This window comes from Pseudooceanicola antarcticus (assembly GCF_900215355.1).
GTDB classification, from domain to species: Bacteria; Pseudomonadota; Alphaproteobacteria; order Rhodobacterales; family Rhodobacteraceae; genus Pseudooceanicola; species Pseudooceanicola antarcticus.
The window spans coordinates 24,718-44,939 of the sequence record NZ_OBEA01000001.1 but is presented as its reverse complement, the minus strand read 5'-3'; the positions used below and the strand labels follow the sequence as shown (position 1 = coordinate 44,939).

Sequence of the window (20,222 nt, the reverse complement as noted above, 5' to 3'; positions counted from 1 at the left end):
GATGACTGCCCAGATGGCTTCCCAGCGATGAGCGGCGACCGACGTCATGTGGTGGTCACCGGGGCCGGTGGCTTCGTCTGCGCGGCCTTTGCGCAGGCGCTGGCCAGCCGTGGATGGCAGGTCACCGCCCTGGACCGGCACTTCGACGCAGCGGCGCGGCGGAAGCTGACAGGCGTGCGTCTCGTCGAGGCAGATCTGCTGGCCTCGCCGGGGGTCATCGCCTCCCTGGCGCCGGGGGCGGTGATCCATGGCGCGGCGCTGACGGCCTCACCCGAGGCGCTCGGGATCAGCCCGGCGGCGCATCTGGAGATGAACACCACCCTGACCCTGCGCGCCCTGGCCGAGGCCCGGCAGGCCGGGGCCGGGCGGCTCATCTTTCTGAGCTCCACCGGGGTCTTCGACCAGCGCGACGGGCTGGACCGGGCACGGCTGACCGAGGACATGACCCCGACGGCCAAGGGCCCCTATGCCGCCACCAAGCTGGCGGGAGAGATCCTGACCATGGCCGCCCAAGAGCCGGACTTCGCTGCCCTTCCCCTGCGCCTGGGCAATATCTTCGGGCCGGGCGAGGTGGCGCGCCCCTCCCGCCCCGGTCTCAGCCTGCCGCAGCGCCTGCATGCCGAGGCGGTGCAGGGCATGCTGCGCTCGGGCCGGGCAGGCGCCCTGCGGGAATGGGCCTGGTTGCCGGATCTCGCCCAGGGCGTCGCCGCGCTTCTCGAGGCCCTGCCCGACGTTGAACCCGGCGTCCTGCACGCGGGTACGCCGCCGGCCATCGGCGATGAGGCCCTGGCAGAGCTGATCGCGCCGGGTGTGCCACGCCACTTCGCAACCGACGGGCCGATGCGCCCGCCCATGGGCAGTTGCCGCCGCTCGCCCATGGCCTTGCTTGACTGGACAGCGATCCCGGCCGGACTGGCGGCCCTCGGCCTGTCGGAGGATACCCCATGACCCCTTCCCCCCTGCGCCTTGTCGTCATCGGTCTCGGCGCCCGAGCCCGGACCTGGCTGCGCGTGGTCGCCGAACGCGACGACGTGCAGGTCGTGGGCCTGGCCGATCCCGGAGAGGCGGCCCTCAAGGCGGCGGCGACCCTGTTCCCGGCGGCCGCAACGGCTGCGGATGCGGCCGGCCTGCTGCGACAGGTCGAGGCCGACGCGGCGCTTCTGGTCACGCCACCGGGCGGTCGGGAGGCCCAGATCGAGGCCTGCCTCGGCGCCGGGCTGGACATCCTGGCCGAGAAGCCCCTGGCCGATGATGTCGGCCTGGCCGCGCGCTACGTGGCACAGGCCGAGTCCCTGGGCCGCAAGCTGATCGTCGGGCTGAACTTCCGCTACCTGCCGGTCACCGTCGCCCTGCGCCAGGCCCTGGCCGAAGGGCGTGTCGGCCAGCCCGAGTTCGCCCGTTTCACCTACGAGCGCTGGCGCGACGGCCAGCTGCCGCATCTGAACAAGTACCCGCTGACCATGGATCAGCCGATGCTCTGGGAGCAGTCGATCCACCACTTCGACCTGATGCGCCATGTCTACGGGGCCGAGCCGCTGAGGATCGACGCCCGGACCTTCAACCCCAGCTGGTCGATGTACCGTGGCGACGCCAATGTTTCGGCGCTGATCGACTTCGAGGGCGGGATGTTCGTCAACTACCAGGGCACCTGGGCGGGCGGCGTCGACCGGCTGGATTTCGACTGGCGCACCGACTGCACCGACGGGGTCCTGATCCAGCGCGAGATGTTCTCGGACCTGGTCGCCGCCCGGCGGACCGAAGCGGAGTACACCCCCGTCCCCATGGCCCCGCATGAACCCTGGCTCACCGATGCCCGTGCCCTGCTCGACATGGCCGTGCGGGCCTTCACGGGCCAGGGCCCGCTGGAGTGTTCGGGGCGTGACCATCTGCAATCTCTGCTCATGCTGGCGGCCTGCATCCGGTCTTCGGACCGCGGAGCCCCCGTCAGCATCGCCGAGCTGCGCGAAGAAACAGACCAACAGGAGAAATCAGCATGATCAGAACGGGAATTATCGGCGCGAGCTTTGCCCGCGATGCCTATCTGCCCGCGCTTGCCCACATCGACGGCGCGACCCCCGTCGCGCTGGCCTCCGGGCGGATGGAGAGCGCCCGTGCCGCCAGCGAGCCGCACGGGATCGAACATGTCTACGACGACTGGCGGCAGATGCTGGACGAGGTCGAGCTGGACCTGGTCTGCATCGCCACGCCGACCGTCATGCATGCCCCCATGGTTGAGGCCTGCGTGGCTCGCGGTGCCCATGTCCTGTGCGAGAAGCCGACGGCCATGAACGCGGCCGAGGCCCGCGCCATGCTGGAGGCCGCCCGTGCCGCAGGCCGCCTGCACATGGTGGACCACGAGCTGCGCTTCAATCCCAATCGTGCCCGTATCGCCGAGATGATCGCCCAGGGCGACCTGGGCGAGATCCGGCATATCAACATCACCAATATCGGCGCCTCTTGGAACGACCCCGCCAGCCGTCCGCGCGGCGACTGGTGGTCGGACCGCGCCCAGGGCGGCGGCCGCCTGGGGGCCAATGGCTCGCACCAGGTGGACATGCTGCGCTGGTGGCTGGGAGAGCCCGCCTCGGTCATCGGCCAGGCGCTGACCATGGTGCCGGACCGGATCGACCCGAAGACCGGTGAGGGCTGGACAGCGACCTCCGACGACCTCTCTCACCTCACGCTGCAGATGCCCTCGGGCGCGCTGGCGCAGGTCTTCATGTCCGGTGTCGCCGCCGCCAACATGGGTAACGAGACGCAGATCTTTGGCTCGAAGGGGACGATCACCCTGTCGAACTCGGATGAGCGGCTCTACTTCGCCAAGGGCACCGGCGGCTTCGAGGAGATCACCGTCACCGATCCCAATGCGGGCCTGCCGGGTCTGAACAAGGGCATCTGGAACGTCTCGGTCCTGGAGGCCCTGCGCGAGCTGACCTCGGCCATCGCAGAGGGCCGCCCGCTGGCCCGTGGCGCCACCTTCGTGGACGGGCTGCGCAACCAGATGGTGCTGGACGCGGTCTGGACCTCGACCGAGGAACGCCGCTGGATCGACCTCGACCTGGCCAGCGCCACATGACCCGCCCCCTTGCCGAACAGCATGTCGTCATCACCGGCGCGGCGCAGGGACTTGGCGCGGCCATCGCGCGCGCCTTCGCCGCCGAGGGGGCCTCGCTGGGGCTGATCGACCGGGACGGGGCGGCGCTGGCCGCCCTGGGAACCGAGCTGGGTGCCCGGACCGTGGTCTGCGACCTCTCCGATGCGGATGCCACCCGCGCCGCCATCGCCGAGCTGCGCGCAGCCGGGCCGGTCGACACGTTGGTGCATAACGCCGCCATCCTGAAACCCCAGCCCTTCGCCGAGGTCAGCTACGAGATGTTCCGCGCCACGCTGGACGTGGGCATCGACGCGGGCTTCATCCTGGCCCAGGCCGTCTGGCCCGACATGGTGGCGCGAGGCGGCGGGGCGCTGATCTTCGTCTCCTCGCAGTCCGGCATCAAGGGCTTTGCCGACGAGACCGCCTATTGCGCCGCCAAGCACGCGCTGGAGGGGCTCTCCAAGTGCCTGGCCATGGAAGGCGAGGCCGCGGGCATCCTGTCCTGCACGATCACCCCCGGCATGGCGATGCAGACGCCGATGTCGGAACAGAACTACCCCCCGGAGCTGAAGAAGAAGTGGGTCGCGCCAGCGGCGCTGGCCCCCGCCTTCCTGCGGATTGCCGCCACGCGGGCGCCGGGGTTCAGCGGGGCGCGGCTCAACGCATGGGACCTGTCCCAGGAGGAAACGACATGAGCGACATGAAGGAAATCTACGACTACATCGATGCCCACGCCGACGAATTCGTCGCCGATCTGCAGAGCTTCGTGCGCCAGCCGTCGATCTCTGCACAGGACATCGGTCTGCGCGAATGCGCCGAGCTGCTGCGCGACATGATGCACAAGGACGGGCTGCCGGCGGAGTTCCACGAACTGCGTGAAGGTCCCCCGGTTGTCTTCGGAGAGATCAAGTCGAAGAGCTCGAAGAAGTCCATGCTTTGCTACTCGCACTACGACGTGCAGCCGCCCGAGCCGATCGAGGCCTGGACCCACGGTGGGCCCTGGTCGGCCGAGATCGTCGACGGCGTGCTCTACGGGCGCGGCGCCACGGACAACAAGAGCGGCGTCATGGCCTTCAACAAGGCGGCCAAGGCCTTCCTGGCGGTACGCGGCGACGTGCCGGTCGGACTGAAGCTGCTGATCGAGGGGGAAGAGGAAATCGGCTCTCCGAACCTCGGGCCCTGGGCCGAGCAGAACAAGGAGCTGCTGGCGGCGGACGGGATGCATTGCCTGGACGGGTCGCTGGAAGTCGGCCCGGATGTGCCCGATGTCTCGCTTGGCCTGAAGTCGGTGCTCTTCGTCGAGCTGGTGGCGCGGGGCGCCAGGACCGACGTGCATTCGCTGAACTTCCCGCTAGTGCCGAACCCGGTCTGGGACCTGGTCCACTGCCTGGCCACGATCATGGACCGGGACCGCAATATCCTGATCGACGACTGGGCCGAGGGCATCTACATCCCCGACGAGGATCACGAGGGCTTCCTGGCCGACAAGGCCGCGCGGATCGACTTCGACCTGCTGAAGGAAGAGCTGGGCGTCGACAACTTCGTGCTGAACCGCGAAGGCATCGACGCCGTCCGCGCCCGCACCTACGAGCCTACGGCCAATATCCAGGGCATCGTCGGCGGCTACACCGGCAAGGGCACCAAGACCATCGTTCCGGCCGAGGCGCGGGTGCGCATGGACTTCCGCCTGATCCCCAACATCCAGCCTGATGCCGCGGCGAAGAAGCTGCGCGACCACATCGCGGCCCAGGGCTTCGACAACATCGAGGTGCGGACCTTCGAGCGCGCCGAGGAGCCCTACAAGATCTCGGCCAAGGAAGACATCAGCGAGGCGATCATCGCCGCCGCCCATGAGGTCTATGGCGAGCCCCCGATCGTCAACGGCGTCTCGGCCGAGGGCGCCATCCTGCGTCACGTCTGGATTCCCTGCGTCTTGACCGGCTTCGCCAATCCCGGCTGCAACCTGCATGCCCCGGACGAGAACGTGCACGTGGACAAGTACATCCAGGGCATCAAGTACGCCGCCGCGATCATGGAGCACTTCGGCAAGAGCTGAGGCGCCCGGCACTGAAGACATGAAGGCGCGCGCTCCTCGTGTAGCGCGCGCCTTTCGTCTTTCCCGGCATTGCCGGTCGGGGTGGCCTGGGCGGTCAGTTCAGGCCGAAGATATCCTTCAGCGCCCTCTCGATCACGTTGTCCAGCCGCTGCCCGCTGCCCTGGGAGGGCGCGCCTGGCAGGTTGCGCGCGGGTTCGGGGGCCGGGTGCAGCATCGGCAGCTCATGCACCGGCAGGCCGTCGTGGACGCGGGTCATGACCTCGTGGAAGATCTCGGCGGGCAGACCCGAGCCGGTGACGCCGGTGAGCGGGGTGTTGTCGTCGTAGCCCATCCAGACCCCGGCCACGTAATCGGCCGAGAAGCCCACGAACCAGGCGTCGCGGGCGGCCTGGGTGGTGCCGGTCTTGCCCGCGATCTCGCGGTCGGCAAGGCCCGCGCGGCCGCCAGTGCCCTGGGTGACGACCTGGCGCATCATGTAGATCAGCTCCCGGGCCGCTTCCTCGCGGATCACCCGCTCGCCGATGCCGCCGTCGCTGCCCATCAGGGGCTCTGCATCGCCTTGCAGGCGTACTTCCTTCAGCCCGTAGGGCGTGACGGAGGAGCCGCCGTTGAGGATACCGGCATAGGCTCCCACCATCTCGACCAGGGTGCTTTCCGAAGCGCCGAGCGCCAGAGCCGGGCCTGCGGCCAGGTCGCTCTGGATGCCGAAATCGCTGGCGATCTTGCGCACGTTCTCCAGCCCCACCTCGGTGGCGACCCGCACCGCCGGGATGTTCAGCGACTTCATCAGCGCTTCTTCCAGCGTCACGGGGCCGCGGAACTGGTGGTCGTAATTCTCGGGGCTCCAGGGACCCGAGCCGGGGATGTCGATGGTCAGCGGCGCGTCGTCCACCACGTCATTGTAGTGATAGCCCAGCTCCAGCGCGGTGGCATAGACGAAGGGCTTGAAGCTCGATCCCGTCTGCCGCAGCGCCTGGGTGGCGCGGTTGAACACCCCGCCGCCGGTCACGTCACGACCGCCCACCATGGCGCGCACGGCGCCATCGGCGCTCATCACCACCACGGCGGCCTGGGCGTTGGAGCCCTCGCGGACCTTCTCTTCGAACACCCATTTCACCGCTTCCTCGGCGGCGCTCTGGATGCGCTGGTCCAGCGTCGTGGTCAGCATCACGTCGGCGGTGGTCTTCGAGGTCAGGAAATCCGGCGCAGACGACATTATCCAGTCGGCGAAATAGCCGCCCGATTGCTCCTGTGCCTTCTGGCTCAGCTGCGCCGGGTTGGCGATGGCATCCTCTGCGGCGGCATGGGACAGGTAGCCCTGATCCTCCATGAGCCGCACGATGACCGAGGCCCGGTCGCGGCTGCGCTGCAGGTTGTTGGTCGGCGCGTAGCGGGTCGGTGCCTTCAGAAGGCCGGCCAGCATGGCGGCCTCGGCGGGCGTTACATTGGCTGCCGACTTGCCGAAGTAGCGCTGGCTGGCGGCCTCGAAGCCGCGCGTGCCCTCGCCCAGGTAGGCCCGGTTCATGTAGAGCGTCAGGATGTCATCCTTGGTGTAGCGCATCTCCATGCCGACGGCATAAATCGCCTCGCGGGCCTTGCGCGCCAGAGTGCTGGCGCGGCAATCGGCCTCGTAGGCGGCCTCGCTGTCCCAGACCGTCGGATCGTAGCTCTGGCCGAAGCAGAGCAGCTTGGCGGTCTGCTGGGTGATGGTCGAACCGCCGTTGCCCGACAGCGGCCCGCGCCCCTCGCGCAGGTTGATGCGGATGGCGCTGGCGATGCCGCGCGGAGACACGCCGAGATGGCGATAGAAGCGCTTGTCCTCGGTGGCGACAATGGCGTTCTTCAGATGCGGAGAGACCGTTTCGGCACTGACCATGCCGCCGAACTGGTCGCCGCGCCAGGCATAGACCTCGCCCGAGTCGTCCAGCAGGGTGACCGAGCCCCGCACCCTTCCGTCATAGAGATCCTCGAGCGGCGGCATGGTCAGGCCCGAGATCGCGGCGGCCAGGATCACCAGCGCGGCGGTGACCGCACAGAGACGCCAAAGCACGCGCCAGATCAGGCCGAAGATCCAGCCGAAGATCGAGAGGAAGAAGTTCACCACGGGATTGCGACGCTTGGCCGGGCTGCGTCGGCGAGGTGCCGCCTTCCGGGCCGTCTTTCGCGGCGGGGCCTTGCGGGCCACCTTGCCACGACCCTTGCCGCCACCACTGCCGCTGCCGCCACCGCTTCGCGCGGGGCGTTTCGGGCCTTTCGACCCACCATAGCGTTTATCCGCGACCAAACGAGGTCTGCGCTTGCCTGAATCACTCATGCGTCCTGCCCGGAGCCTTTCTTTTGCCGCAGGATACCCCCTCTCGGCGTGAATGTTGAGCCGCTCGATGCCCCAAAGGGCGATTCAGATTTGCCTAAATTTAGGGCGAAATTTCAGAACCGATCAAAAACCCGGCAGTCGAAGGGCGATTTCCTCTGTTCTGGGGGCGGATCTGTTCCGCATCTGGGGGCATGGCGGCTTAGTTGCCAGTGCCAAAGGGCGGGTGCGCTGAGCGCGACAGCCCGCAAAAAGGAAGGGGATAGTAGTGAAACTGATCATTGCGACAATCAAACCGTTCAAGCTGGAGGAGGTCCGCGAGGCGCTGACCGAGATCGGCGTGCGCGGGATGATGGTGACGGAAATCAAGGGCTTCGGCTCTCAGTCGGGCCATACCGAAATCTATCGCGGTGCTGAATACGCCGTGAATTTCGTGCCCAAGATCAAGCTGGAAATCGCCGTTTCGGCGGCCATGGCCGACCAGGTGGTCGAGACCATCACCAGCACCGCCAAGACCGGCAAAATCGGCGACGGCAAAATCTTCGTGCTGGATGTCCAGCAGGCGGTTCGAGTGCGGACCGGCGAAACCAACGACGACGCGCTCTGAGACGCCGGACAGGGGAAAGGAAACTAATCCAATGAAAACCTTCGCAAAACTTGGCCTTGCCGCAGCCGCAATCGCGCTGCCGAGCCTCGGCCTTGCGCAAGATGAAGCCGTCGCGGCCGCCGTGCCGACCGACTCCGTCTTCATCCTGAACACGCTGCTGTTCCTTATCGGCGGCTTCCTGGTCTTCTTCATGGCCTGTGGCTTTGCCATGCTGGAAGCTGGCCTGGTGCGCTCCAAGAACGTCGCCATGCAGCTGACCAAGAACGTCATGCTGTTCGGCCTGGCGTCGATCTTCTACTACCTGATCGGCTACAACCTGATGTACCCGCTGGGTAGCTGGGCCGTCGATGGCGTCCTGTCCGGTGTCTGGGGCCCCGGCGTCCTGGAAGCTGTCGGCGTGACCGCCGAGACCGCCGACGACTACGGCTACGCCTCCACCGGTTCGGACTTCTTCTTCCAGCTGATGTTCTGTGCCGCAACCGCGTCGATCGTCTCGGGCACCCTGGCCGAACGCATCAAGCTGTGGCCCTTCATGATCTTCACGATCATCCTGACCTCGATCATCTACCCGATCACCGCATCCTGGACCTGGGGCGGCGGCTTCGTCGGCGAAGCTGGCTTCTCGGACTTCGCTGGTTCGACCATCGTGCACTCGGTCGGTGGCTGGGCTGCTCTGACCGGCGCCATTATCCTGGGCCCGCGCCTGGGTCGCTATGTCGACGGCAAGGTCATGGCCTTCCCCGGCTCCAACCTGTCGCTTGCCACCCTGGGTACGTTCATCCTGTGGCTCGGCTGGTTCGGCTTCAATGGCGGCTCGCAGCTGGCCATGGGCTCGGTCGGTGACGTCGCTGACGTGTCGCGCATCTTCTCGAACACCAACACGGCTGCTGCCGGTGGTGCCGTGGCTGCCGCGATCCTGACCCAGCTGATGTACAAGAAGGTCGACCTGACCATGGTGCTGAACGGCGCCCTGGCTGGCCTGGTCTCGATCACCGCTGAACCGCTGACCCCGACCCTGGGTGCGGCGACCATCATCGGCGCCATCGGCGGCATCCTGGTCGTCTTCACGGTTCCGCTGCTGGACAAGCTGAAGATCGACGACGTTGTCGGCGCGATCCCGGTTCACCTGGTCTGCGGCATCTGGGGCACCATCGCCGTTGTCTTCACCAACGACGGCGCCTCCCTGGGCTCCCAGATCTACGGTATTGTCGTCATCGGCGGCGCCACCGTGATCGCCTCCGCAGTGGTCTGGTTCCTGCTGAAAGCCATCGTCGGCATCCGCGTCTCGGAAGAAGACGAGATCGCTGGCCTCGACATGGCCGAGCTCGGCATGGAAGCCTACCCGGAGTTCTCGAAAGGCTGATCCTCCTTCCATAATTCAGCCAATACCTGGCCCAGGCGCGCAAGCGCCTGGGTCTTTTCGTTGCAAGCCCCTGCCTGACCCAACCGCACGCCCGGCTTACCAGCGCAAACCCCTTGCCGGCTGGGGGCGCAGCGATTGCTCCTGCCAGGCCATGCTGCCCGTCTCGGGATCGAGACCGCGCCAGGGCAGCCCCGCCGCCTTCCAGCCCGCGATCCCGCCGTCCAGGTGTCCGATCCGCTGCAGCCCGCTCGAGATCAGCCCCCGCGCGACCCTGGCCGAGCGCAGCCCGTTGGCGCAGATCAGCACGATCTTCTTCACCTCCTGGTCCGGCAGGGCCGCGGCATCGAATTCCGCCATCGGCATCAGCAGGCTGCCGCCAAGGCGCTCGGTGGCGTATTCGGCCGCGCTGCGCACGTCGATCACCACCACCCGCCGCGCATCGCGGGCAAGGGCCAGCTCGTCGGGGGCCCAGGTCTCCAGCTCGAAAGTGCCGAGTTTCTCCGTCTTCATGCTTGTCCTCTTGTGTCGCCCCGCCGTCGAGAGGGGCCAGAGATAGGACTACGTAGCGGCGTCGACCGCCTATGTCGCGCGATGTGTAGAATGCCATGCAACTTGCTCGGGTCGCCGGTCCGGTCCCGCCGCAGGCCATGGGGCAGGGCGGTCTTCGCCCGCCTGGGCGCTGCCCCATCCCTGAGCTTTTCCACCGCCCCGTCGGGGCAGTCGCGGCGCCTAGATTGCCGCCCCGCGCAAACCGTGCTTATGCTTGGGAAAAGCATGACCTCTGGGGGACAGAATGTACGATTTGGCGGCCATCGGGGCCTGGGTGGAGTTCGCGGTCCGCTGGCTGCACGTGGTGACGGCGATCGCCTGGATCGGATCGTCCTTCTATTTCATCGCGCTGGATCTGGGCCTGAACCGAAATGTTCCCGGCCCGGCGGATGGCGAGGAATGGCAGGTCCATGGCGGCGGCTTCTACCATATCCAGAAGTACCTGGTGGCACCTGCCGAGATGCCCGAGCACCTGGTCTGGTTCAAATGGGAAAGCTACGCCACATGGCTCTCGGGCTTCGCCCTGCTCTGGCTGGTCTACTACCTGGGCGCGGATTTCTACCTGGTCGACCCGGCGGTGGCCGATCTTCCGGCCTGGGGCGCCATCGCCATCTCCCTGGCCTCGCTGGGTCTGGGCTGGCTGATCTACGACTTCCTCTGCAAGTCGAAGTTCGGCGACGACAACACGCGGCTGATGATCGGGCTTTACGTGATCCTGGTCGGGCTGGCCTGGTTCTACACCCATGTCTTCACCGGCCGCGCCGCGCTGCTGCATCTCGGGGCCTTCACCGCCACGATCATGTCGGCCAATGTCTTCTTCATCATCATGCCCAACCAGCGCATCGTGGTGGATGACCTGAAGGCGGGCCGGGTGCCGGATGCCAAGTACGGCAAGATCGCCAAGCAGCGTTCGACCCACAACAACTATCTGACGCTGCCGGTCATCTTCATGATGCTCAGCAACCACTACCCGCTGGCCTTTGCCACCGAATACACCTGGATCATCGCCAGCCTGGTCTTCCTGATGGGCGTCACCATCCGGCATTTCTTCAACACCATGCATTCCAAGAAGGGCATGCCCTACTGGACCTGGCTTCTGACCGCGCTGATCTTCCTGCTGGTGATGTTCCTGTCCACCGCCCCGCTCTGGCGCGATGCCCCCGAGGACGAGGCCGCGATCCCCGCGGGGCTGGAGCATTTCGCCCAGGCCGAGGGCTACGAGGATGTCCATGACATCGTGCTGGGCCGCTGCTCGATGTGCCATGCGGCCGAGCCCTTCTACGACGGTATCCTCTGGGCGCCCAAGGGCGTGCGGCTGGACAGCGAGAGCCAGATCCTGCGCAACGCCCGCGCCATCTACCTGCAGGCCGGGCTGGGCCATGCCATGCCGCCCGCTAACGTTTCCTTCATCGAAGAAGAGGAACGTCAGGCCATCCGTGACTGGTACGAGGCCGCGACTCGCGGCTAGGCCCGAAAAACCGGGGAGGGTCCATGAAAGGAGCGGTCCTTGCCTTGCTGCTCCTTACCGCCCTTCCGGCGCGGGCCGAGCAGTTCGCCGCCCCGGTGGCCTTCGGGGCCATGTTCGACGCCGAGGTCACGGTGTCGATCCGCCGTTTCCGCGCCGAGGCGCAGGAGGTCTGGCATATCGCCGGAACCTGCGCCGGGGCAGAGGGGGCGACGGTGATCCGGCTGACGGATTTTCCCGCCAATGCCGATCTGACCGTGTTTCTGGGCGCCAAGCCTGCGCAGGCGCATCGGGTGATCTGCGTGACGAACCCGGATCGGGCGCCGGATGCGGTGCGGGATTTGCTCCCGTAGGGCGGGGTTTCACCCCGCCGCCCAGGGCAGCCGCCTTCCTCTTCACCACCGCCAAAGGTGGGTTGGCACCCACCCTACGCCATGCGCTCCCCTTGGCGCGGGCTGCAAGCCCGGGCCGCGCCCGCCGGGGCCCCGCCCGCTCGGCCCTCGAAACCACCCCCGGAGGTTTCGCCGCATTGCGGACCGGACCGAGCCCCTCCCCCCGGGAGGGCGCATTTGCGATGTCGGAAGATCGGGGCTCGGCGTGGAAGCTTCGAGGCAAACACTCCAGCCAAAGGTCAAGATGCGCCCACCCAGGGTCGGGCGCGGCCCGCCGCTCTGCACGCCTGACATGGGCTCTGACCGCCTTGGCATTCCCTCTGGTCTGCCATTTCCGACTCACTCACCCCATGCTACATTTCGCGGTATGCACCGTAGTGACCCCCATATCCTCGATTCCCAGCCCGTGATCCGCCAGCTCGATGAGGGCGCGATCAACCGTATCGCCGCCGGTGAGGTGGTCGAGCGCCCTGCCTCCGCGGTGAAGGAGCTGGTGGAAAACGCCCTCGACGCCGGGGCCACGCGGATCGAGGTCACCGTGGCCGACGGCGGCAAGACCCTGATCCGGGTCGCCGACGATGGCTGTGGCATCCCGCCGGAAGCCCTGCCGCTGGCGCTGTCGCGCCATGCCACCTCGAAGATCGACGGCTCGGACCTGCTCAACATCCATTCCTTCGGCTTCCGGGGCGAGGCGCTGCCCTCTCTCGGGGCCGTCGGGCGGCTGACGCTGACCTCGCGCGCCAAGGGCCATGAGGCGGCAGAGATCAAGGTCTCGGGCGGGCAGCTTTCCGCGGTGAAACCGGCGGCGCTGAACAAGGGCACCGTCGCCGAGCTGCGCGATCTCTTCTACGCCACCCCGGCGCGGCTGAAGTTCCTGCGCACCGACCGGGCCGAGATGCAGGCCGTGACCGATGTCATCAAGCGTCTGGCCATGGCCGAGCCCTTCGTTGGCTTCACCCTGAGCGATGCCTCGGGCGGCGACACCCGCACCATCTTCCGTGCCGACCCCGAGTCGGGCGATCTTTTCGACGCGCTGCACGGGCGGCTGGCCACGATCCTGGGCCGCGATTTCGCCGAGAACGCGCTGAAGATCGACGCCACCCGCGACGGCATCCGCATGTCGGGCTATGCCGCCCTTCCGACCTATTCTCGCGGCGCGGCGGTGGCGCAGTTCCTCTTCGTCAACGGTCGCCCGGTGAAGGACAAGCTGCTGACCGGCGCGCTGCGCGCCGCCTATTTCGACTACCTCTCGCGTGACCGCCACCCGGTCGCCGCGCTCTTCCTCGATTGCGACCCGCAGCTGGTCGACGTCAACGTCCACCCGGCGAAATCCGAGGTCCGCTTCCGCGATCCCGGCACCGCACGTGGCCTCATCGTCTCGGGCCTGCGCCACGCCCTGGCCGAGGCCGGGCACCGCGCCTCGACCACCGTCGCCCATGCCACGCTCGGCGCCTTCCGCCCCGAGGAAGCGCCGCGCACGCCCGAGGGCAAGCCCTTCGTCTACCAGGCGCCCGACCGCCGCCCCTCCGGGGGCTATGGCGCGTTGAACAGCTTCCAGGCGCCCGCGCCCGCCTCCTACATGTCCGAAGGGCTGCGCGGCTTCGATCACGCCCCCTCGGCCCGTGTCGAGCCGGTGGTGGAGGACGCCCCCGAGCAGACCCCGCTCGAGGAGTACCCCCTGGGGGCCGCCCGCGCCCAGGTGCACGAGAACTACATCGTCGCCCAGACCTCGCGCGGGATGGTGCTGGTGGATCAGCACGCCGCCCATGAGCGCCTGGTCTACGAGAAGCTGAAGCGCCAGATGGCCGAGAACGGCGTTGCCTCTCAGGCGCTGCTGATCCCCGAGATCATCGAGCTCTCGCAGGGTGATGCGCAACGGCTGCTGGACGCGGCAGAGGACCTGGCGAAGCTGGGTCTGGTCATCGAGCCCTTCGGCGGCGGGGCCATCGCGGTGCGTGAAACCCCGGCCATCCTGGGCGAGATCAACGCCGAGGCGCTGCTGCGCGACGTGCTGGACGAGCTGACCGACCAGGACGATTCCATGGCCCTGCAGGCGCGGATCGAAGCGATCCTCAGCCGCGTTGCCTGCCACGGCTCCATCCGCTCGGGCCGCCGCATGCAGGTGGCCGAGATGAACGAACTCCTGCGGCAGATGGAGGCGACCCCGCACAGCGGGCAATGCAACCATGGTCGCCCCACCTACGTGGAGCTCAAGCTCTCCGACATCGAAAGGCTCTTTGGCCGCACATGACCCAGATCGACCTCAACGATCCGCTGACCCTCGCCGCCCTCATCGGCGGCGCTGCCTTTCTGGTCCTGCTGGTCCTGATCATCGCGGCGATCCGTGCCGCATCGCGCGCCTCCGAGCCGGTGATCTGGCAGATGAACCAGCTGGGCCGCACCGTCGAGGGGTTGGCCAAGGGGCAGGAGCAGCTTTCCGGCGGGCTTTCCACCGTCTCGAATGCGCAGAACCAGGGCCAGACCCAGATGCTGCACATGCTCGAGACCCGCATGGCCCATGTGCAGAAAGAGATGAACGATCGCCTGCACGCCAATGCCATGAGCCAGGCCCGCGCGCTCTCTGAGATGCAGGAGAAGATGAACGAGCAGCTTCAGGGCGGCTCGGAGAAGACCACGAAGAGCCTGACCGAGCTGCAGCAGCGCCTGCAAGTCATCGACAAGGCGCAAGAGAACATCACCAAGCTCTCGGGCGACGTGCTGTCGCTGCAGGACATCCTGTCCAACAAGCAGACCCGTGGCGCTTTCGGGGAAATCCAGCTGAACGACATTGTCGGCAAGGCGCTGCCCTCGGACAGCTACTCGGTCCAGGCGACGCTTTCCAACGGCAAGCGCGCCGACTGCCTGATCCACCTGCCCAACCCGCCGGGCCCCATCGTCATCGACGCCAAGTTCCCGCTGGAGGCCTACGAGGCCCTGCGCGGTGCCCAGACCGCCGATCACAAGGCCCGCGCCCAGACCCTGTTCCGCCAGGCTGTCCGCGCGCATATCAAGGCGATCTCGGAACGCTATATCATCGAAGGCGAGACCGCCGACGGCGCGCTGATGTTCCTGCCGTCCGAGGCCGTCTATGCCGAGCTGCACGCCAATTTCCCCGAGATCGTCCGCGAGGGTTTCTCGGCGCGGGTGTGGATCGTCTCTCCGACCACCTGCATGGCGACGCTGAACACCATGCGCGCCATCCTCAAGGATGCCCGTATGCGCGAACAGGCCGGGGCGATCCGCAAGACGCTGTCGATGCTGCACCGGGATGTCGAGCTGGTGGTGGAGCGTGTCGGCAAGCTGGACACCCACTTCAACCAGGCCCGCAAGGACCTGGACGGTATCGGCACCGCCGCCGAGCGCGCCGGCAAGCGGGCCGCGAAGCTGGACAACTTCGACTTTGAGGAGGTCGGCAGCGATGCCGACAGCCCGCTCGAGAGCCTGACCGGAGATGGCCCAAAAACCTGAGCCCGCGCCACAGGATTTGCGGCAAATCAAGGAAGGGCGTACTCTGATCGGGGCAAGGTGCTTACCGAACAGGAGAAAACGCCATGCTCGATATCTCGATCACCAAGATTGCCAATGTCATCCTGATGGCGCGCGAGTTGGAACGCGCCGAGGGTGAATTGCACGCCTTTCTGGAGAACCTCAACGAGGATGAGCTGATCAGCCTCGTCGCGGTAATGTGGATCGGCCGCGACAGTTTCGCCGCCGATGAGCTGGAAGAGGCCAAGGCCACCGCCCGCGCCGAAGCCACGACGCCGACGCCCGACTACCTGCTGGGCACGCCGCATCTGTCCGATCACCTGGAAAACGGTCTCGACGCGCTTGGCCTTTCGGCCAGCGACGAAGAGGACGACCTGGTCCGGGGCGGCTGAACCGCCCCGGCTCTGTCCTAGAACTGCGGATTGAAGCGGAACATCTTCGGAGCGGGGCTGTCGCCGAGCGTGATCTCCACGCCGACAGTCACGAGGTTGCCACCATAGATATCAGGGTAGCTGCTGCCGAATTCCTGATCCTGCCAGCCGTAATCGGCGTAAAGCCGGGCGCGGTTGCCAAGGTCATAGGCGATGCCGATCGTCGCCAACCCATAGTGCCCGTAGTCGCCCGAGTCCTCGTAACGCAGGCCGCCGCGCAGCTGCAGCCTGTCGTTCAGATCGTACTGGGCGTAGACCTCGGCCAGGTCAAAGTTATCAAAGCCCTGGTCCGAGTCGGCGTGCCCGAGCCGGGCTTCCAGCCGCAGCCGGTCCAGCTGATGGACCAGCTCGACCCCGAAGTGCAGGGCGTCCACTTCGCCAAGTCCGTTGTAGCCCAGGTAGGCCCCCAGCCGGGTCGCAGGGCTGACGTCGAAGAACCCATGCAGCGCCACCGCCGAGCCGCCGTCGGGTCGTTGAAGCGACTGGTTCGAGTGGAAGAACTGCAGTGTCCCCAGTGTCAGCTGTCCGCCGAAGCCGTTGTCGAAGAGCATCGAGACATCGCCAATGAGTGTCCCGAAGGTAGCCTCGAAGCCCTGTCCGTCATCGTACTCTTTGTAGTCAAAGCCCAGTCGCGCCCCTTCCAGCTCCTGCGCCATGGCCGAGCCAGAGAGGCAGATCGCTGCCAGGCTCAGGGCCATTTTGAAATTGGACATCTCTAAATCCTCCCAAGAAACCGCCTGATACTCCGACTTTGGTCGGTCTATACAAGGGTCACGATTGGAAGATCCGGTTGCGTGTGAAAAATCCCACAATCCCCATGGTTGTGTCTTCGCCCGGCGCGGAGGCGCTGGCCGGGGGGCGGGGGGGCGACAAAGCAAAAGGGCGCAGCCTTGGCCGCGCCCTTTTCCGATGAAGTCTGACCCCCTCAGGAGAGGTAGTCGATGCGTTCCAGCACGTCCGACATGTCCTCGACCTCGGAAAGCCATTCGCGGCGGATGTCCTCGGCGAAGATCTCTTCGGCGGCGTTGGAGGCGGTGACCACGCCCGGTGCCAGGCGCGAGGCGACCAGCGCCTCGATGGCCAGGGCGACCGAGACCGACACCAGGCGGCCCATGGCGCTGCCTTCCGGCTTGCCCGAGGCATCCATGGCCCAGGCCTGGTCGAAGACCGGCTTGCCGCCAGAGGTGGCGGTCAGGCGCACGAACATGACCACGCGGTCGGCCTCGCCCTCGTCATAGGCATGGCTGTCCCACAGCCCGTCCGAGATCTCGCGCAGGCGGGCGTCGCCTTCGGGGCCGGTCAGCGTCTCGATCTCGCGGAAGAGCCCTTCCCAGGCCCTGGACCAACCGTCCAGACGCAGGGTGCCACGCACGAAGTCCTGCACCTGCCAGCTCTCGTCGAAGCCGTATTGCGCGATGAAGGGGACCGAGTCGCGGTTCGGGTAGGCCTCGAAGACCTCCGCGCCGGGCAGCGGGTTCTCGTAGCGGGTGATGGCGTCCCAGGGGCGCGCGACGTGCAGCTCTTCGCCGCCCTTCAGCGAGCGCGAGGGCGAGCGCAGCGCCTTCAGCACGCCAAGCGGAGACCAGCTGAACTTGTAGCGGAAGTCGTTGGCAACCTTCGGGAAACCACCGCAGTAGGAGGTGAAGGAGACCTCGGGCGCCTCGGGTGCCAGCTCTTTCAGGCGCGCGACCAGGTCATCGGCCAGCACGTGGTCGATGCCGGGATCAAGGCCCACCTCGTTGACGAAGCTCAGGCCCTTCTCCTTCGCCGCCGCATCCAGCGCCGCCATCTCGGGCGAGACATAGGACGAGCAGACGAAATGCGCACCGGCCTCGAGGCAGGCGGTGGCCAGCGGCACGTGCAGATCGCCCGGCAGCATCGAGACGGCGATATCGCCGGGCTCCAGCGCTGCCGCGACGGCCTCGAGCGAGAAGGCGCGGATGTCCTTGGTCAGGTCGCCCACCTCGGCCTCGGCCTTCTCGACGGTCCGGTTCCAGACCACGACGGGGTAGTCGCCTTCCAGCAGTCGCCGCAGGCCGGGGATCGCGGAAAGGCCCGTGCCACACCAGTGAATTTTCATGCCAATGCCTCCAGATGTTCGTCGAAGAAGCCCTTGGCTCCGCCCCAGACGCCGCTGTCCAGCGCGTCGAGGGTCAGGAGCGAGGGCAGAAGTTGGGCCGCGTAATCCTCGCTGCTTTCGAGGGGCAGCATAGAGGGCAGGTTGTCGATCGCCATGACATCCAGCGGCGGGGTGTCCCGGACCCGCAGGGCCGGTGCCTGCCAGGTCGTCGTGCGGTCATAGACCTTCACCGGCGAGAAATCCGAGGTCGGGTCGCAGGCCACGTCACCGATGACGGTCAACCGGCGCGGGCCATCGGCCATCTCGACCGGCACGAAGACCGGGGTGCCGGGCATGGCGAGGATCGAGTTGAGGAAGATCTCGTGCTCGGCGATTTCGGGGAAGGGCCCGCCATGGGCCGTCTCGGCCATGTCCCACTTGGTAACCTCGCAGCCAAGCGCCTCGCAAAGGTCCGCGCCGCCGCGACCGACGCGGCCAAGGGCGCCGATGACGATGGCGCGCGGGCGGGCGTCATAAGGGGCGAGGCGTTCGTGCAGGTCGGTCAGCAGAGAGTCCTTGTCCGGATAGGCGCCGACGGCAGGGCAGATGGTGCCCTGCTGCTGCGCTGCCCAGCACATCAGCGAGACGGCGGCGCCCGCGTAACCGGCCCAGTAGCCGAAGGCGGCAACGCGACGGCCGTTCTCGTCCAGCAGGTATTCCAGATCGTAGAGCGTGCCGCCGCCTGCACGGAAGCGTCGCAGCAGCTCCTGCCCGGCGGGCTGGCCCTTGTAGGCATGGCCGAACATGATGTGGCGGTGGCGCAGCGGCGTGCCGTCCTCGGGCAGCTCCTTCAGGCCGAAGATGATCGCCTCGGCCGGCGCCTCGGGCCAGGAGCCCTCGGGCGCGATCTCGGCCCCGGCGTCGATATAGCCCTGAAGAGGCAGGATGCGGCTGGAGCTCTCTTCGACCGTCAGGCGGAAGCCCTTTTCGATCAGCGCCTTTGCACCTGCAGGCGTCAGCCCCGCGCGGTCTTCGTTGGCGCGCTGTTCGGCGCGCAGCCAGATATGGGTCATGAAGGGCTCCTTTCGGGGGTCGGGTATAAAGGCCCGGCGGAGGGATGCAATGCGAGCCCGGATCGGGGCGGGGCGATTTGCCTTTCCGGGCGCGCTCCTGTTCTCTGCGAGGCAACCAAGGAGGTGTGCCCCGATGATTCCCGTGAACCCCGACCGTTTCCTTGCCGATCTTCACCACCTGCGCAGCTTCGGCGCCGCCGGGGTCGGCAAGGGGGTGATCCGGCCCGCCTATTCCGCCCCCGACATCGCCGCCCGCAAATGGCTGGCCGAGCAATATGCCGGTGCCGGGCTGGAGGTCGCGGTGGACCCCTGCGGGTCGGTCTTCGGGCTGGCACCGGGAAAGTCCCTGCTGGTCGGCTCGCACTCCGACAGCCAGCCCGAGGGCGGCTGGCTGGACGGCGCGCTCGGCGTGATCTGCGGCCTTGAGCTGGCCCGCGCCGGTGCCGAGGCCGGGGTGCCGATCTCTGCCGTCTCCTTCCAGGATGAAGAGGGCCGCTTCGGCGTCACCACCGGCAGCCGCGTCTGGGCTGGCCATTCGACGCTGGAAGAGGCCGACGCGCTGGTCGACAGCACGGGCGTCAGCTTTGCCGAGGCCCGCGCCGCCATGGCCGACATGGTCACCGGCCCGGTCGACCCTTCGCGCTTCACCGGCTTCCTGGAATGCCACATCGAGCAGGGCCCCTGGCTGGACGAGGCCGGAGAGGCCGCGGGCGTGGTCAGCGATATCGTCGGCATCCGCGACATGCGCATGACCTTCGAAGGAGAGCAGAACCACGCCGGCACCACGCCCATGCACCGCCGCCGCGACGCGCTGCAGGCGATGCTGCGCTTCCAGTCCCTGATCGCAGAGCGTTTCCGCAACGTGGTCACGCCGCAGACGGTCTGGACCACCGGCCATGTCGAGGTGCATCCGGGTTCGCATTCCATCGTACCGGGGCGTTGCAGCTTCTCGATGCAATGGCGCGACGGCGACAGCGACCGTCTGGCGCGCATGGAAGAGATCATCCGCACCGCCGCCGACGAGGTCGCCGCCGAGACCGGCATGATCCTGACCACCTCGGCCATGCTGGGTCTTGAGCCCGTCCCCATGGACCCCACCATCCGCGCCGCCCTCGAAGCCGCCGCCGAGGCGCAACTGCCGGGCCGCTGGCGCCGCATGCAATCGGGCGCCCTGCATGACGCCACCAGCCTGGCGAAGCTGATGCCGGTCGCCATGCTCTTCGTCCCCTCGATCAACGGCATCAGCCACGCCTTCGCCGAGGACACCGACGAGGCCGACCTCGTGGCAGGCCTGAAGGTCCTGGCCGAGGCGGTGGAGCGGCTGGCCTGATCCCTC

Annotated in this window: 18 protein-coding genes; 13 read left to right on the top strand and 5 right to left on the bottom strand. The window is 67.2% G+C overall.

Translation table 11 applies throughout. The features are described from left to right. Positions 1–27: 27 nt before the first annotated feature. From CRO50_RS00210 to CRO50_RS00190, 5 genes are read left to right on the top strand one after another with little or no spacing between them, the layout of a single operon-like run. Entirely contained in the window at positions 28–948 is a 921-nt protein-coding gene (locus CRO50_RS00210) for an NAD-dependent epimerase/dehydratase family protein (RefSeq protein ID WP_097143867.1), read from the top strand. Beyond that, on the top strand, positions 945–1,997 hold the full coding sequence (locus CRO50_RS00205; protein ID WP_097143866.1) for a Gfo/Idh/MocA family protein: 1,053 nt from the start codon (positions 945–947) through the stop codon (positions 1,995–1,997). The genes CRO50_RS00210 and CRO50_RS00205 overlap by 4 nt, the downstream gene beginning before the upstream one ends. Further along, positions 1,994–3,076, top strand: a complete 1,083-nt coding sequence (locus CRO50_RS00200) for a Gfo/Idh/MocA family protein (protein WP_097143865.1) — start codon at positions 1,994–1,996, stop codon at positions 3,074–3,076. Before CRO50_RS00205 ends, CRO50_RS00200 begins: the two co-directional genes overlap by 4 nt. After that, a complete protein-coding gene (locus tag CRO50_RS00195) occupies positions 3,073–3,789 on the top strand; it encodes an SDR family NAD(P)-dependent oxidoreductase (RefSeq protein WP_097143864.1) in 717 nt (238 codons plus the stop codon). The genes CRO50_RS00200 and CRO50_RS00195 overlap by 4 nt, the downstream gene beginning before the upstream one ends. Further along, the gene (locus CRO50_RS00190; RefSeq protein ID WP_157791756.1) at positions 3,786–5,150 is read left to right on the top strand and encodes a M20/M25/M40 family metallo-hydrolase; all 1,365 of its coding nucleotides are present in this window, start codon (positions 3,786–3,788) and stop codon (positions 5,148–5,150) included. Before CRO50_RS00195 ends, CRO50_RS00190 begins: the two co-directional genes overlap by 4 nt. 94 nt (positions 5,151–5,244) lie before the next feature. Here the strand turns inward: CRO50_RS00190 and CRO50_RS00185 are convergent, their stop codons facing one another. Then, complete coding sequence (locus tag CRO50_RS00185; RefSeq protein ID WP_232617789.1) at positions 5,245–7,464, bottom strand: transglycosylase domain-containing protein; 2,220 nt, start codon at positions 7,462–7,464, stop codon at positions 5,245–5,247. 265 nt (positions 7,465–7,729) lie between these two features. Here CRO50_RS00185 and CRO50_RS00180 point away from each other — a divergent pair, with 265 nt between their 5' ends. Together CRO50_RS00180 and CRO50_RS00175 are read left to right on the top strand one after the other, a co-directional pair. Next, entirely contained in the window at positions 7,730–8,068 is a 339-nt protein-coding gene (locus tag CRO50_RS00180) for a P-II family nitrogen regulator (protein WP_097143862.1), read from the top strand. Positions 8,069–8,099: 31 nt separating this feature from the next. After that, the gene (locus CRO50_RS00175) at positions 8,100–9,431 is read left to right on the top strand and encodes an ammonium transporter (RefSeq protein ID WP_097143861.1); all 1,332 of its coding nucleotides are present in this window, start codon (positions 8,100–8,102) and stop codon (positions 9,429–9,431) included. Positions 9,432–9,527: 96 nt separating this feature from the next. Here the strand turns inward: CRO50_RS00175 and CRO50_RS00170 are convergent, their stop codons facing one another. Continuing rightward, on the bottom strand, positions 9,528–9,941 hold the full coding sequence (locus CRO50_RS00170; RefSeq protein WP_097143860.1) for a rhodanese-like domain-containing protein: 414 nt from the start codon (positions 9,939–9,941) through the stop codon (positions 9,528–9,530). A gap of 283 nt (positions 9,942–10,224) precedes the next feature. Between CRO50_RS00170 and CRO50_RS00165 the strand changes: the two genes are divergently transcribed. The 5 genes from CRO50_RS00165 to CRO50_RS00145 all read left to right on the top strand — a co-directional run bounded on the left by CRO50_RS00165 (position 10,225) and on the right by CRO50_RS00145 (position 15,715). Beyond that, positions 10,225–11,448, top strand: a complete 1,224-nt coding sequence (locus CRO50_RS00165; protein ID WP_097143859.1) for a urate hydroxylase PuuD — start codon at positions 10,225–10,227, stop codon at positions 11,446–11,448. 44 nt (positions 11,449–11,492) lie between these two features. Then, positions 11,493–11,798 carry a hypothetical protein gene (locus CRO50_RS00160; protein WP_097143858.1) on the top strand — a complete coding sequence of 102 codons (306 nt, stop codon included), beginning with the start codon at positions 11,493–11,495 and terminating at the stop codon, positions 11,796–11,798. Positions 11,799–12,204: 406 nt separating this feature from the next. Further along, positions 12,205–14,088, top strand: coding sequence for a DNA mismatch repair endonuclease MutL (gene mutL, locus CRO50_RS00155; protein ID WP_097143857.1), 1,884 nt, complete (start codon positions 12,205–12,207; stop codon positions 14,086–14,088). Further along, positions 14,085–15,305: a DNA recombination protein RmuC gene (locus CRO50_RS00150; protein WP_097143856.1), complete on the top strand. Its 1,221-nt coding sequence runs from the start codon at positions 14,085–14,087 to the stop codon at positions 15,303–15,305. The genes mutL and CRO50_RS00150 overlap by 4 nt, the downstream gene beginning before the upstream one ends. Before the next feature lie 83 nt (positions 15,306–15,388). Further along, the gene (locus CRO50_RS00145) at positions 15,389–15,715 is read left to right on the top strand and encodes a DUF3775 domain-containing protein (RefSeq protein WP_097143855.1); all 327 of its coding nucleotides are present in this window, start codon (positions 15,389–15,391) and stop codon (positions 15,713–15,715) included. A 17-nt stretch (positions 15,716–15,732) separates the two neighbouring features. Here CRO50_RS00145 and CRO50_RS00140 read toward each other — a convergent pair whose 3' ends face one another. From CRO50_RS00140 to CRO50_RS00130, 3 genes are all read right to left on the bottom strand, one after another. After that, a complete protein-coding gene (locus CRO50_RS00140) occupies positions 15,733–16,467 on the bottom strand; it encodes a TonB-dependent receptor (RefSeq protein ID WP_097143854.1) in 735 nt (244 codons plus the stop codon). Between the two features lie 212 nt (positions 16,468–16,679). Further along, positions 16,680–17,834 carry a saccharopine dehydrogenase family protein gene (locus CRO50_RS00135; RefSeq protein WP_097143853.1) on the bottom strand — a complete coding sequence of 385 codons (1,155 nt, stop codon included), beginning with the start codon at positions 17,832–17,834 and terminating at the stop codon, positions 16,680–16,682. After that, positions 17,831–18,886 (bottom strand): saccharopine dehydrogenase, encoded by a 1,056-nt coding sequence (locus CRO50_RS00130; RefSeq protein ID WP_097143852.1) that lies wholly within the window; start codon positions 18,884–18,886, stop codon positions 17,831–17,833. Before CRO50_RS00130 ends, CRO50_RS00135 begins: the two co-directional genes overlap by 4 nt. 133 nt (positions 18,887–19,019) lie before the next feature. On the opposite strand from CRO50_RS00130, the gene CRO50_RS00125 reads away from it, so the two are divergent. Beyond that, complete coding sequence (locus CRO50_RS00125; RefSeq protein WP_097143851.1) at positions 19,020–20,216, top strand: hydantoinase/carbamoylase family amidase; 1,197 nt, start codon at positions 19,020–19,022, stop codon at positions 20,214–20,216. Positions 20,217–20,222 lie beyond the last annotated feature (6 nt).

Bases quoted from the DNA above. Each gene is read 5' to 3' on its own strand.
- CRO50_RS00145 (WP_097143855.1), top strand. From the start codon at position 15,389: ATGCTCGATATCTCGATCACCAAGATTGCCAATGTCATCCTGATGGCG.
- CRO50_RS00130 (WP_097143852.1), bottom strand. From the start codon at position 18,886: ATGACCCATATCTGGCTGCGCGCCGAACAGCGCGCCAACGAAGACCGC.
- CRO50_RS00205 (WP_097143866.1), top strand. From the start codon at position 945: ATGACCCCTTCCCCCCTGCGCCTTGTCGTCATCGGTCTCGGCGCCCGA.
- CRO50_RS00210 (WP_097143867.1), top strand. From the start codon at position 28: ATGAGCGGCGACCGACGTCATGTGGTGGTCACCGGGGCCGGTGGCTTC.
- CRO50_RS00150 (WP_097143856.1), top strand. From the start codon at position 14,085: ATGACCCAGATCGACCTCAACGATCCGCTGACCCTCGCCGCCCTCATC.
- CRO50_RS00200 (WP_097143865.1), top strand. From the start codon at position 1,994: ATGATCAGAACGGGAATTATCGGCGCGAGCTTTGCCCGCGATGCCTAT.
- CRO50_RS00190 (WP_157791756.1), top strand. From the start codon at position 3,786: ATGAGCGACATGAAGGAAATCTACGACTACATCGATGCCCACGCCGAC.
- CRO50_RS00140 (WP_097143854.1), bottom strand. From the start codon at position 16,467: ATGTCCAATTTCAAAATGGCCCTGAGCCTGGCAGCGATCTGCCTCTCT.
- mutL (WP_097143857.1), top strand. From the start codon at position 12,205: ATGCACCGTAGTGACCCCCATATCCTCGATTCCCAGCCCGTGATCCGC.
- CRO50_RS00185 (WP_232617789.1), bottom strand. From the start codon at position 7,464: ATGAGTGATTCAGGCAAGCGCAGACCTCGTTTGGTCGCGGATAAACGC.
- CRO50_RS00170 (WP_097143860.1), bottom strand. From the start codon at position 9,941: ATGAAGACGGAGAAACTCGGCACTTTCGAGCTGGAGACCTGGGCCCCC.
- CRO50_RS00195 (WP_097143864.1), top strand. From the start codon at position 3,073: ATGACCCGCCCCCTTGCCGAACAGCATGTCGTCATCACCGGCGCGGCG.
- CRO50_RS00125 (WP_097143851.1), top strand. From the start codon at position 19,020: ATGATTCCCGTGAACCCCGACCGTTTCCTTGCCGATCTTCACCACCTG.
- CRO50_RS00135 (WP_097143853.1), bottom strand. From the start codon at position 17,834: ATGAAAATTCACTGGTGTGGCACGGGCCTTTCCGCGATCCCCGGCCTG.
- CRO50_RS00165 (WP_097143859.1), top strand. From the start codon at position 10,225: ATGTACGATTTGGCGGCCATCGGGGCCTGGGTGGAGTTCGCGGTCCGC.
- CRO50_RS00175 (WP_097143861.1), top strand. From the start codon at position 8,100: ATGAAAACCTTCGCAAAACTTGGCCTTGCCGCAGCCGCAATCGCGCTG.